This is a genomic window from Sorangium sp. So ce176, from assembly GCF_051519835.1.
In the GTDB taxonomy this organism is placed as follows: Bacteria; Myxococcota_A; Polyangia; order Polyangiales; family Polyangiaceae; genus Sorangium; species Sorangium cellulosum_G.
In genome coordinates, this window is record NZ_CP150371.1 from 3,846,637 (window position 1) to 3,859,023 (window position 12,387).

The 12,387-nt window shown below is 70.7% G+C and carries 7 protein-coding genes; 3 read left to right on the top strand and 4 right to left on the bottom strand.

Features of this window, described 5'->3' with window-relative positions; all coding sequences use genetic code 11:
• Positions 1–107: 107 nt before the first annotated feature.
• Positions 108–1,925: a c-type cytochrome gene (locus WMF42_RS14520; protein WP_061606518.1), complete on the bottom strand. Its 1,818-nt coding sequence runs from the start codon at positions 1,923–1,925 to the stop codon at positions 108–110.
• A gap of 464 nt (positions 1,926–2,389) precedes the next feature.
• On the opposite strand from WMF42_RS14520, the gene WMF42_RS14525 reads away from it, so the two are divergent.
• The 3 genes from WMF42_RS14525 to WMF42_RS14535 all read left to right on the top strand — a co-directional run bounded on the left by WMF42_RS14525 (position 2,390) and on the right by WMF42_RS14535 (position 9,723).
• Positions 2,390–3,919 carry a TolC family protein gene (locus WMF42_RS14525; protein ID WP_437692499.1) on the top strand — a complete coding sequence of 510 codons (1,530 nt, stop codon included), beginning with the start codon at positions 2,390–2,392 and terminating at the stop codon, positions 3,917–3,919.
• 163 nt (positions 3,920–4,082) lie between these two features.
• Complete coding sequence (locus WMF42_RS14530; protein ID WP_061605619.1) at positions 4,083–6,299, top strand: sodium-translocating pyrophosphatase; 2,217 nt, start codon at positions 4,083–4,085, stop codon at positions 6,297–6,299.
• Positions 6,300–6,531: 232 nt separating this feature from the next.
• Positions 6,532–9,723 (top strand): DEAD/DEAH box helicase, encoded by a 3,192-nt coding sequence (locus WMF42_RS14535; RefSeq protein WP_233560993.1) that lies wholly within the window; start codon positions 6,532–6,534, stop codon positions 9,721–9,723.
• A 196-nt stretch (positions 9,724–9,919) separates the two neighbouring features.
• Here WMF42_RS14535 and WMF42_RS14540 read toward each other — a convergent pair whose 3' ends face one another.
• Genes WMF42_RS14540 through WMF42_RS14550 form a run of 3 tightly spaced genes read right to left on the bottom strand, consistent with a single transcriptional unit; the run spans position 9,920 to position 11,769 of the window.
• Positions 9,920–10,528 (bottom strand): ExbD/TolR family protein, encoded by a 609-nt coding sequence (locus WMF42_RS14540; RefSeq protein WP_061605617.1) that lies wholly within the window; start codon positions 10,526–10,528, stop codon positions 9,920–9,922.
• Positions 10,525–11,088: an ExbD/TolR family protein gene (locus WMF42_RS14545; RefSeq protein ID WP_061605616.1), complete on the bottom strand. Its 564-nt coding sequence runs from the start codon at positions 11,086–11,088 to the stop codon at positions 10,525–10,527. Before WMF42_RS14545 ends, WMF42_RS14540 begins: the two co-directional genes overlap by 4 nt.
• Before the next feature lie 3 nt (positions 11,089–11,091).
• Complete coding sequence (locus WMF42_RS14550) at positions 11,092–11,769, bottom strand: MotA/TolQ/ExbB proton channel family protein (protein ID WP_061605615.1); 678 nt, start codon at positions 11,767–11,769, stop codon at positions 11,092–11,094.
• Positions 11,770–12,387 lie beyond the last annotated feature (618 nt).

Sequence of the window (12,387 nt, forward strand, 5' to 3'; positions counted from 1 at the left end):
CCAGCATATCGCGGCTCGGCGCTCGTTACATCATTCGCGGTGAGGGGGGCGCGATCAGGGCGGGATCTCCTGCGGAAATCCCGCCGGAACGCCGGATCTGAGGAGGGTCAGAGGGTCTCGAGGAAGGCGACCAGATCGTCGAGCTGGGCGTCCGACAGGTGAGACGTCTTGCCGTGCATGTCACCGCCGCCACAGGCGGCCTTGGTGAACCGGTCCTTCAGCGTCGTCGCGCACCCGTCGTGCATGAACGGCGCGCGCGCGCCGATGCGGACCAGCGACGGCACCTGGAAGGCCTTGCCCGTGCCGACGTCGAACGACTCGTTGCTCGTGAGCTGAGCGCCCGCGTGGCACCTCGCGCAGTCCACGGTCTTGTCGTGGAAGAGGGACTCGCCGCGCGCCACGGCGTCCTTGTCGGGCGCCGACGACACCGGCGGCGCGGGGAGGCTGTCGATCCACCGGGCGAAGACCTTCACCCGGCGCGGACCCTGGTGCATGCCGCCCATCCGCCGCTCGAACACCTCGCTCATGATGGCCTCGATGCCGGACATGTCGCCGTCCCAGTGGAACGGCGCGGTATTGAGGATGCCGCCGCTCACGAACTGGGTGCGCCGCGGCCCGATCGGGTTGAAGACCCAGGTGTGGCCGTCCTCGCCGCCTTCCGGGTGGCACGACGCGCACGCCATCGAACCCGACGCGTTCTTGTGGAACATCTCGTGGCCGGTGTCCCTGCGGCTCTCGCCGGGGAGCGTGATGACGCGGTTGCGGGAGACGCCGTCGAGCGCGAGCACCTGGAGGCTCGCCGGCTCGCGGGTCTGCACGATCACGGCGTCGCCGGCGAACGCGACGGCGGTGGGCTCGCCGTCGACCGTCACCCGGTGCTGCGGCTCCATGCAGGTCCCCTGCTCGAAGCCGACCTCCACATTCTGGCTCAGGCTCGCGGGGCTGGTCACGAGGACCTCGTTCCTTCCGGCCGCGACGACCGCGTACGACGCGCCGTCCTCGGAGATCGCGAGGTCGACAGGGAGGGTCGCGGACGGGAGGGCTGGCGACAGCTTCAACAGGCCGTTCGGGGCCGCAGTCCCGAGCTCCGACACCGTGCTGTGCACGATGCTCCCATCGCAGCCGCCGGAGCTGTAGCCGCCCTCCACGATCTCGACGGGCGCGATCAGGGCGCGCTGGTGCACCATCGCGACGCCCCCCGTCGGCAGCGGGAGCGTCCGCCAGGCGACGGCCGGGGCGAACACCTGCCCGAACAGGTCGAACTGCGGGAGCGACTCTCGCCCCGCGATGCTGCCGTTCGCGTCGACCGTGAGCAGCTCCGCCGCGCGGAATCTGCTGACCAGGAGCCGATCACCGTCCACGACCACGTCGCGCAGGTCGCGCTCGAGCTGCACGCGGCGCGTCGCCGCCCCGGGACCGGCCGGGAGCGTCACGAGCTCGCCGCCGAGGCAGGCGACATGGAGCTGGTCGGTCGTCGCATCGTAGGCGATCCCCCTCGGGGCAGGGCACGCGTCGCGCCGGTCGACGACCTTGCCGCTCTCCGCGTCGATCGAGACGACCGCGCCTCCGCGGCGGAGCGCGACGTGGAACCGCCCCACGTCATCCTCGACGACCCTGCCCGGCTCGTCTCCCTTCTCGAGGACGATCTCCGCGGTCAGCTTCTGCGCCTCGAGATCGATGATCCACACCCGATCGCGATCCGGATCCGCGGCCACCGCCCGGACAGCGCTCCTGCTCACGGCGAGCGTGCCACCGCTGATCGCGGGCGGCGGCTCCGCCGCGACCGCGACGCTCCCGGGATCGTCTACCTGCGGGGGCTCGTCTTCCCCGAGCTCCCACGGAGCGCAGGCGGCAAACGATGATGCGGTCGCGAGGATGGCGAGCATCGGGGAGAAGCTGCGGCGCGATGCAGGCAGTCTATGCATGAGGGCCTCCGGTCCGCCGCCAAGCAAGATGGCGGCCACTTCATTGGATGTTCTTCCATCCCCTGGAGCATCGCAATACGCGCTGCCGCGGAGCGCGCGACGGATTGCTGCCGTCCACAGCGCGCGTGCGTGGGTGCGGACGGTGCGTTGCCCACGCGCTGAGCGGCGCACCGGACCAGACGCTTCTCAACGTTACCGGCGCTGATGTCCCGGCTGTCATGGCTCACTGCGGCACGGCATGACGACCACGCCAGGCCACGGCGCCGAGCGGGGTCACGGACAGCGCCAGCGGAGTCACCGATTCCTTCGCGCCAGAGCTGCCGTCGGTTCGAGCGGGCTAGCTGCCCGGTCACGCGCCGGGTCACGATCGCGGCAAGGCGGGGTGAGCGATCGCCGTGGCGCGGTGCGGGCGATCGCCTGTGACTTGACGGGTGCTTTCGCCGCCCATAAGTGACCGACCGGTCATGAAAAGCACCGCACCCTCGTCTCGACGCAGCATCTCGCTGGCCTCGACGCTCGCCGGGCTGCTCGCCCTCGGGCTCATCGCGCCGCCCGCCGCGGCGCAGCCGGCCGCTCCGCAGCCGGCCGCCCCGCAGCCCGCGGCCCCGCAGCCCGCGCCGGCCCCTCCCGCCCCCGGCCAGGCGCAGCCCCCGCAGGCTCCCGTCGCTGCGGCCCGGCCGGGGGCGAAGGCCGATCCGCTCGTCACCGCGCTCGCCCCGCAGCCAGGCGGGTTGACCCCGGACGAGTTCGCGAAGATTGCCCTGCAGACGCACGCATCGCTCCGCGCCAGGCAGGCCGACCTCCGGGCCGCGTCCGCGCGGGTCGACCAGGCTGCGGTGAGCTTCTTTCCGCGCATCACCCTGACCGCGAGCTACATGCGCCTGTCCGAGGTGGAGCAGGACCCGCGACTTGCGGAGTTCGGCCTGGGCGCGCAGTTCCTCAACCAGTATTCGCTGTCGGCGAGCCTGGCGGTGCCCATCTCGGACTACGTGCTCCGTATCTCCCAGGGATACGCGGCGGCGTCCCACTCCGAGAGCGCGAAGAAGCTCGAGGTGCAGGCCGAGGCCTTGAAGATCGCGGCCGACGCGAAGATATCGTTCTTCAACTGGGTTGGGCTGAAGGGGCTGCTCGTGGTCCGTGGCGAGGCCGTGTCTCAGGCGAAGACGCACCTGGTGGACGCCCAGCGCACGTTCGAGGTGGGGCTGCTCTCGCGGGCAGACGTGCTCCGTCTCGAGGCGCAAGTCGCGAGCGCAGAGCAGCTGCTCACCGAGGCCGAGGCGATGCTCCTCGTCGCCGACGAGCAGATCCGGATCGCGCTGGGGGCGGCGGCGCAGGGCAGGCCGCTCACGGTGGGGATCGACGTCATGACCGGCAGCGTCGCCGCGCAGCCGCCTCCAGCGTCGCTCCCCGCGTTGCAGCAGGAAGCGCTCGGGAAGCGGCTCGAGATTCGCGCCCTCGACGAGACGCTCTACTCGCTCAAGAAGACCGAGCAGATCACGCGGGCCGGCTACTTCCCGCGCCTGGATGCGGTCGCCGACCTCACGTACGCGAACCCCAACCAGCGCATCTTCCCGCAGCGGGAGGAGTTCGACCTGACATGGACCGCAGGCGCCCGCGCCACGTGGGTCCTCAACGACATCGCGACGACCGCGGCGGCCTCCGCCGAGGCGAGCGCCCGGACGGCGCAGGTCGCGGAGCAAAAAGCCTTGCTGCGCGACGGGCTTCGGATGGAAGTCGCCCAGGCCTACACCGACGTGAGCAAGGCCGCGCGCAGCATCGAGACCGCGGAGCGGCAGCTCGCGGCGGCCGAGGAGTCGATGCGCGTCAAGTCGGAGCTGTTCCGGGCCGGGCGCGCGACGAGCACCGACCTCGTTGACTCGGAGAGAGAGGTCACGACGGCGCGGCTGCAGCAGCTCAACGCGCGCGTCGGGGCGCTCGTCGCGAGGACCCGGCTGGAGCACGCGATCGGGCGCGATGCGAACGACGTGAAATGACCGGTCCGCGCGCGTCGTCTTCGCTTGCGCGGCCCTGCTGGCCGGAGTAGGGAAGGCGTGCGCCGCTGCAGCGCGGGTTCCTGCGGCGCTCCCGCGGGCATCGTCCGCACCATCCTCACCGGCCGAGGCAGCGCTTTCACGGTGCGCGCCCGGCCCGCCCGTCATGACGGAGCTTGCGCTCATCCTCAGCGGCGGCCTGATCGGGCTCGCCTTTGCGGCCTATCTCGCTCGCTGGGTCGTCGCGCGCCCCGCGGTCGAGCCGGAGATGCAGCGCGTGGCCGCGCTCATCCAGGGGGTCGCCGAGGCGTATTCTCGCCGCCAGAGCAGCGTCATCGGCGCGGTCTCCGCGATGCTCGGCGGCGCCATCTTTCTCGCGTACGGCCTCCTCCGGCGCGCGGGGGAGAAGAACCCGGTGCCCGCGCTGGAGCTCGGCGTCTGGCTCACGCTCTCGTTCGCGGTCGGGGCGGCCAGCGCGGTCGCGACGGGCCGCATCGCCACCTGGATCGCGCTCCGCACCAGCGTGCGCGCCGCGAGCGGCGCCCGCCGCTCGCTCGATCTTGCCCTGCAGATCGCCCTCCGCGGCGGGGCCGTGTCGGGGCTCTTCGTCGTGAGCATGAGCCTCCTCGGCCTCGGCGGCCTGTTCGCCGCGGTGCTCGCGTTCCGGGGCGGCTTCGGGGCCGAGCCGGCCGAGGCGCTCGCGCTCGCGCCGACGATCCCCTGGGTCATCGCCGGCTACCCGCTCGGCGCCTCGTTCGCCGCGCTGATGGCGCAGCTCGGCGGCGGCACCTTCTCCAAGGCGGCCGACCTCGGCGCGGATCTCGCCGGCGCCGAGGTCGGGCTCGATGAGGACGACCAGCAGAACCCGGCAACGATCGTCGACCTGGCGGGCGACATGGTCGGGGACTGCGCCGGGCGCGCGGCCGGCGTCTTCGCCTCGACCGTCACCGAGAACGCGGGCGCCATGGTGGTCGGCGCGATGCTCTTCCGCAACAACGCCGGGCTCCCGAGCGCCCTCGCCGTCGTGCTCTTTCCGCTGGTCAGCCGCGCGTTCGGCCTCATCGCGACGCTCTTCGGCGTGATGGTCGTCAAGACCGACGACCGGGAGGACGCCTTCAACGCCCTCGTCCGCGGGCTCTACGTCACGGCGATCCTGCACGCCGTCGGGATGGCCGGGGCCGCCAAGTGGCTGCTCGGCGCCCACTGGGTCGTCTTCTTCGCGTGCGGCGTCATCGGCATCGTCGCCGGTGTCGGCGTGCTGCACGTCACGCAGTACTACACCGAGCAGCGGCATCGCCCGGTCCGCGAGCTCGCCGAGGCCGCGCGCAGCGGCTCCGCGATGGCCGTGCTCCGCGGGCTCGCCATCGGCCTCGAGAGCTCGGTGCTCCCGCTCCTGGTCGTCGTCGGCGCGACCTTCGGCTCGTACCTGCTCGGCGCCCGCTCGGGCCTCGCCGGGGGAGGCCTGTTCGGCACCGCGGTCGCCACGATGGGGATGCTGGGCACCGCCGGGTATGTCCTCGCCATGGACGCGTTCGGCCCCATCGTGGACAACGCGGGCGGCATCGTCGCGCTGACGGTGGCCCGCGACCGACCGGACGTGCGAGGCCGCACCCTCGTGCTGGATGCCGTCGGCAACACGACCAAGGCGCTCACGAAGGCGTACACGGCCGGGGTCGCGGCGCTCGCCTCGCTGCTGCTCGTCGCCGGCTACCTCGACGAGTCCCGGCGGCGCGCGCTGACGTTGAGCGCGCCGAGCACCGGCGACACGGCCGCCATGGTCGTGCGCCTCGACCGGCCCGAGGTCTACCTCGGCGCGCTGGTCGGGATCCTCCTGGTCTTCTGGCTCGCCGGGCGCTGCATCCGCAACGTGCTCCAGGCAGGCCGCCGCGTCCTTGACGAGGTGAGGCGCCAGGCCCGGGCCCGCCCGCCGGGCTTCGTCGGCGACCACGAGCCCTGCGTCGAGATGGTCTCGCGGGCGGCGCTACGCCACATGATCGCCCCGGCCCTTGTGTCGGTGGCGGTGCCGGTCGTCGTGGGACTTGCCTTGCGCTTTGCAAGGACGGAAGATAATCCTCTGGTCGCGGCGGATTCGGTCGCGGCCCTGATCATGGCCGGGACGGTCGCAGGCGTCCTCGGGTCGCTCTTCTTGGGGAATACCGGGGCGATCTGGGACAATGCGAGGCAGTACATCGCGACCGGCGCGCACGGCGGGCGCTACCTTGTCGACGAGACCGGGGCGCGGGCGGACAACCCCACCTACGGCGCCGCCGTCGTTGGCGACACGATCGGCGATCCTCTCAAGGATGTGGCCGGTCCCGCGATCCATGTGCTCATCAAGATGCTTCCCGCCGTGACCATCGTGTTCTTGCCGTTCTTCATCTGATGCCGGTTCTTCATCCAGCGGGATCCGCCAGAGATCCCGTCCACCCGACCCCTCCCGGCGAATTGCCGCCGCACCTGTATCCCGAGCCCACGACGTGCCGCCTCCGATCTCCGACGCACTCTCCACCCTCAGCGATCGTGGCCTGCGAAGGCTCCTTGGCGCCCGCACCTTTCTCCGCGGGCTGGAGTACTTTCGTCGCCGCGTCGTCGAGGACATTTCAATCAACGAGACGATGGCGAGCGGCACCGTCCGCGCCGCCGACTCCGAGCCGTACCCGGTCAAGGTGGAGCTCTCGCCCGATGGCATCCAGTCCCAGTGCTCCTGCCCGGCCTTCCAGAAGGCCGGACAGCATTGCAAGCACGTCGCGGCGCTGCTCATCAGCATCCGAGACCAGGCTCGCGGCGCGCAGCCCCGACGCGAGCCGCCGATCCCGGCGCTCGTCCCTCAGACCGCCCATGCCGGCGGTGACGCCCTGAAGCGCGTGCGACGTCGTGACCGCCGCGGGCGGCTGGCGATCACGCCGCCGGCGCCTGTCCCCACCGTCGTTGGCAGCCACGGGCCGCCGGGCTCCGCCGTCGCCCTCACGGCCCCCGTGCTCGACGCCACGGCCAAGCAGACCGGCATCGGCGCGTGGCTCCCGCCCGAGGGGGTCACCGGCGCCCGGCGCGTGGAGTTCCGCCTTCACGTGCGGCAGGGAGCGCTGACCGTCACCGTCCTCGACGCCGAGGCGCGCGTCCCTGTGCTGCCCTCCGCGGCGCTCGCCTGGCAGGCGCTCTATCCGACGCCCGATCGCGACGCCCTCCGGCTGCTCGCCCGCTTCGAGAGCGGCAACCCGCGTCACCCCGCCGTCGATATCCGCGGCGAGGACGTGGCCGAGCTGCTCCCGCTGCTGGAGGGCCAGCGCGTGCTCCTCGAGCCGGCGCTCATGCAGCTCCGCTTCGGCGAGGACAGCCTGCGGCCGCGCTTCGACCTCGAGACCGTCGGTGGCGACACGATCATCGTCAAGGCGAGCTTCGAGCGGGGCAACGACAAGCGCCGCTTCTCCCTGCTGCAGGGCGGGTGGTTCGAGGGCTGGCCGGGCTGGCACATCGACACGCAGGAGGGGCTCGCGCGCCGCATCGACAAGCGCGTCTCGCCCGCGGCGATGCGCCGCCTGCTGCGCTCGCCGACCATCGGCGAGCCGATGAGCGAGCTGCCCCGCATCATCATGCAGGGGCTGCCCAAGATCGCGCTCGAGGTCGGAGCGGAGCTGCCCGACCTGAACCAGATCGCCGAGGTCGTCGACCTCGTGCCCACGTTCCGCATGCGCGCGGGCGGCTCGCTGATCGAGGCGCGCGTCACGCTGTTCGCCGCGTACGGCGACGCGGAGGTCGCCGTACGCGCCGACGGCATCTCGCCCCCGGTGCTCGTGCAGCCGCCCGAGGAAGGGATGAAGCGCGCCCGCTGTATCCGCGTGGACATCGCCGCGCAGCAGGACGCGGCGGGCAAGCTGCTCGGCCTCGGGCTCAGGCCGGACGAGACCGGCCAGGGCTTCATCGCGAACGGCGACCACGCGCTCACCTTCTGGACCGAGGGCCTCGCCGAGCTCCCCGACGACTGGGACCTCTTCGTCCCCGAGGATCTCGTCGACACGCAGGTGCGCAGCAAGCCCATCGGCGTGTTCGCCAAGGTCACCTCGGGGATGGACTGGCTGAACGTCAGGCTCAGCTTCGAGAGCGAGGGCGTCGGCGTCGATCGCGACGAGCTGCGCCGCTGCCTCGCCGAGGGCAAGCGCTACGTCCGCCTCGAGGACGGATCGTTCGCAGCGTTCGACCCCGACGCCGTGCGCGCGATGCTCGATCGCGAGGTCGAGCTGATGACGACCGCCGGCAAGAACGGCCGGCTGCCGCTGGCGCAGGCCGGGCGGGTGCACGAGCTGCTCCAGCACGCGAGCTCGTCGAGCGTGACCGCCTCCGCGCGCGAGCTCTTCCACAAGCTCAGCAACATCGACGAGATCGGCAGCACCAAGCGGCCCCGGAACCTGAAGGCGACGCTGCGTCCCTACCAGGAGGCCGGCCTGTCGTGGCTCAAGTTCATCCACGACATCGGCTCGGGCGGCGTGCTCGCCGACGACATGGGCCTCGGCAAGACGGTCCAGACGATCGCGCTCCTGCTCGCCGTCAAGCAGGAGGAGAAGCACCTGCGCGCGCTGATCGTCGCGCCGACGAGCGTCGTGACGAACTGGGAGCGCGAGCTCGCCCGGTTCGCGCCGTCGCTCTCGGTCGCCCTGTGGCACGGCGCCGACCGCAAGGACCAGATCGACGAGGTGAAGGCCGCCGAGGTGGTCATCACGAGCTACGCGCTGCTCCGCCGCGACGAGGACTTCCTCGCGCAGCTCGATCTGACCTACGCGATCCTCGACGAGGCGCAGCACATCAAGAACCCGATGAGCGCCACGGCGGCCGCGGCCAAGCGGCTCCGCGCGAAGCGCCGGCTCGCGCTCACGGGCACGCCCATCGAGAACCGGCTGTCGGAGATCTGGTCGATCTTCGACTTCGTCTCGCCGGGCCTTCTCGGCTCGCTCGACAAGTTCGAGGCGCGCTTCTCTCGGCCGATCGAGGCGGGCGACTACAAGTCCGCGCAGCGGCTCCGCGCCGTGATCCACCCGTTCATCCTGCGGCGCACGAAGCAGGAGGTCGCCAAGGATCTGCCGGAGAAGATCGAGATGGACCAGATCTGCGATCTCACCGGCGAGCAGCGGGCGCTCTACATGCATGTGGCGCGCGAGGTGCGGGCGCAGGTCCTCGGCGAGGTGGAGCGCGTCGGGCTCGCGAAGAGCCAGCTCCAGATCCTCGCCGGCCTCACGCGGCTCCGGCAGGCGGCCTGCGACCCGCGGCTGCTCGGCTTGCCGCGCGAGTTCGGCGACGACGACTCGGGCAAGCTCGTCGCTGTGCGCGAGCTCATCTCGAACGCCGTCGAGGGCGGGCACAAGGTGCTCGTCTTCAGCCAGTTCGTGATGATGCTGAAGCTCATCGAGCGGGCGATGAAGGAGGATGGCGTCGCCTACGAGTACCTCGACGGCTCCACGAAGGACCGGGCGGAGCGCGTCGAGCGCTTCCAGAGCGATCCGAGCGTGCCGGTCTTCCTCATCAGCCTCAAGGCGGGCGGCACCGGCCTGAACCTCACCGCGGCCGACACGGTGATCCACTTCGATCCGTGGTGGAACCCCGCGGTCGAGCAGCAGGCCACCGACCGCGCCCACCGCATCGGGCAGACCAAGGTGGTGACCGCGTACCGCCTCATCGCCGCGGGCACCATCGAGGAGAAGATCCTCCTGCTCAAGGCAAAGAAGCGCGAGCTCGTCGCCTCCGTCCTCAGCGAGGACGCCGGCGGCGCCAAGAAGCTCACCAAGGCCGATCTCGAAGAGCTGTTCGCGGTCGACTGACCGCCCTGGCGACACGGCGCGCGGGGAGCGCGCCGGTCGCAGGGCACAGGTCGGGGCTCACAGCGCGGGGGAGCGAAGGGGGCGCGCCCGTCGAGGGGCGCGCCTCGACCGAGCGACGGCGCGCCGGTCGTGGGGTGGGGTGGGGTGAGGTGCGTGGCCACGGTAGGTGGCCGTCGGGAGCGGGGTAGGGGAGCGGCTACTGCTTGTTGCCGCTCAGCACCATCAGGTGGTACTTACCGAACTCGCTCTGCCCGAGGGTGAACAGGACCTCGATCAGCAGGCGGTACGGCGTGGTCGCGTCGGCCACGATGATCGCCTCGGACGACGACGGATCGAGCCCCTTCGCGGCGCGGATGGCCTTGTCCGTCTCGCGCGCATGGGACAGGGCGTTCGCGAGCGGGACGACGTAGAGATCGTTGGGCCCGCTGCGCTTGTACTTCGCGTCGACGCCGGACTGGGCGAGCTGCTCGCGGTTGGGGAGCACGACGATCGGGGTCGGGTCCTCGCCCACGAGGATCTGCGACTTCGAGACGATGACGACCACGCCCTCCTGCGAGGGCTCGGACTGCATCACCGACTTCGGCAGGGTGAGGTCCTTGGACTGCGGGATGGATGCCGCGGACGATCCCACGCTCTTCAGCAAGAAGACGAGGATGATCGTCATCAGGTCGAGCATCGCGGTGATGTTCAGGAAGTCGATCTCGGGCTCACGCCGGTTCCGCCGGATCGCCTTTCGCAGGGCCGCCTTGTAGCGGACGATGCTCGCCTTCGGCTTCGGCGGAGGGGGCTGCGCGGCGGCGCTCATCGGGCCACCCCGAAGTGGACCTCCGGGAACAGCTCCTCCCCGGCGTCGCTCCTCAGCGCGTCCATCACGTCGATGATGGTCTTGTAGTCGACGCCCGGGTTCGCCGTGATCGTCACCTGCGTCTCCTCTTTGAACTCGGGACGGGCGTTCTTGAGCCGCTTCGCGCACGCCGTGAGGGCGGGAAAGTCATGGCTCTCGTTCGTCTTCAGCACCGTGACCCCGCTGCCCACGTCCTGGCAGCCGGTCGCGATGTTGCCGCTCGACGTCTTCAGCGAGATCCCCTGGCTGGTGATGAACGCGGAGAGGTTCAACGCCTTGCTGGAGAGCTCGCTGCGCACCTTGCCCCCGCCGATGGACGGCGGCGTCGTGTCGATCGACGACACGAATGTCACCGAGACGCTGGCGAGCACGAAGATGAGGATGTTCATGATGATGTCGAGGTAAGGAACGACGTTGAGCTCGCCGGCCTCCTCCCCGGCTTCGGGCTCCTTGGGCTGCGAGAGGCGCCGGATCTTCGATCGCTGCGCCGAGCTGAGCGGGACGTCTTGCGGATCCGCCATGGGCTAGTAACCAGGCTTGCTGCTGATCGTGAGCAGGTTGAAGACGCGCTCCGTGGTCGCCTCGAGATCGTGCTGGATGTTCTTGGAGCGGGTGTGGAGCAGGACGTGCGCGATCATACACACGACGGCGATCGCGAGGCCGAACGCCGTGTTGTACATGGCCTCCGCGATGCCGTTCGAGAGCATCCGCTGCTTGTCGGCCTGGGAGAGGCCCTGGGCGGCGATGGAGGCGAACGTGTTGATCAGGCCCGAGACCGTCCCGATGAGGCCGATCAGCGTCGCGATGTTCGCGAGCGACCAGAGGGCGCCGACGCGCTTTTCCACGGCGGGCTTGAGCTCCGACAGCTTCTCGCTGAGGGCGGCGTCGATCTCGTCGGCGCCCTTGTTCGCGTGGGTGAGGCCCGCCTTCACGAGCTGCAGGATCGGGTAATCGCTGGCGTCGCAGAGCTTGATGGCGCGGTCGATGTTGCCGGCGGCCACCAGCTTCTTGACCTGCGCGAAGAACTCCTTCGAGTTCACGCGGTAGCGCCCGAGCTGGAACGCGGTTCGCTCGATGATGATCGTCACCACGACCGCCGAGACGACCAGGTTCGCGATCAGGAAGGTCGGATTGTGCTTGATGGCCTCCCACATCCCACCTTCGCCACCACCCTCGGCCGCCAACATCAGCAGATGACGCATCCTCGAAGTCCCTTTCTCAGCGTCGTCAGAAGCCCGACAATCTCTAGGCGCCGCGACTATAACTGCCGCCCGATCCCGTGTGCAAGCTCGGCGATGCGGCCACGACCGGCGGCAAGTTGCCGGGATCGGCGCAGATCCGCGCCAGAACCCGCGTGCGACGCGGCGCTCTGGCGCCCATGGCGGCGAGGCGGCGCCGACCGTCCCGAGGCGCCGGGGTACGGAACGCCCTGAATCACTTCGGCCGCCGCCGCCTGGCCGGCTGCCGCGCCCTGCCGTCCACGGGGCCGCTCGCCTGCCGAGCCGGAGCGCACCCTCGTCGGGTAATGCTGCACGCACTGCCGCAGTGCGCTGTCGTGTCGACCGGCGTCACGCCGGCGCCGCCTCTCCTGGAGGCCACGGGCTCCGCTGTGGGTCCGCCCGCTTTCTCGCGTCGGAGCACCGCATAACCCTGCGATTGTTGTAAAGTTTTGCCCGTATCAGAGCGCTCACGTGTGGCCAAATCTCTCTTGACGGCGCCGGGTCTCAATCGCGAAGATGCGCGAGTCCCCCGAGCGCATCGGCGGTGCTCGGCCAGAAGGTGGCACGCTCTGCGGTGACGGGGAGCCGCGCCCAGAGCCA

Excerpts from the sequence above, each read along its gene's own strand:
- WMF42_RS14550 (WP_061605615.1), bottom strand. The coding sequence starts at position 11,769 with ATGCGTCATCTGCTGATGTTGGCGGCCGAGGGTGGTGGCGAAGGTGGG.
- WMF42_RS14525 (WP_437692499.1), top strand. The coding sequence starts at position 2,390 with ATGAAAAGCACCGCACCCTCGTCTCGACGCAGCATCTCGCTGGCCTCG.
- WMF42_RS14545 (WP_061605616.1), bottom strand. The coding sequence starts at position 11,088 with ATGGCGGATCCGCAAGACGTCCCGCTCAGCTCGGCGCAGCGATCGAAG.
- WMF42_RS14535 (WP_233560993.1), top strand. The coding sequence starts at position 6,532 with ATGGCGAGCGGCACCGTCCGCGCCGCCGACTCCGAGCCGTACCCGGTC.
- WMF42_RS14530 (WP_061605619.1), top strand. The coding sequence starts at position 4,083 with ATGACGGAGCTTGCGCTCATCCTCAGCGGCGGCCTGATCGGGCTCGCC.
- WMF42_RS14540 (WP_061605617.1), bottom strand. The coding sequence starts at position 10,528 with ATGAGCGCCGCCGCGCAGCCCCCTCCGCCGAAGCCGAAGGCGAGCATC.
- WMF42_RS14520 (WP_061606518.1), bottom strand. The coding sequence starts at position 1,925 with ATGCATAGACTGCCTGCATCGCGCCGCAGCTTCTCCCCGATGCTCGCC.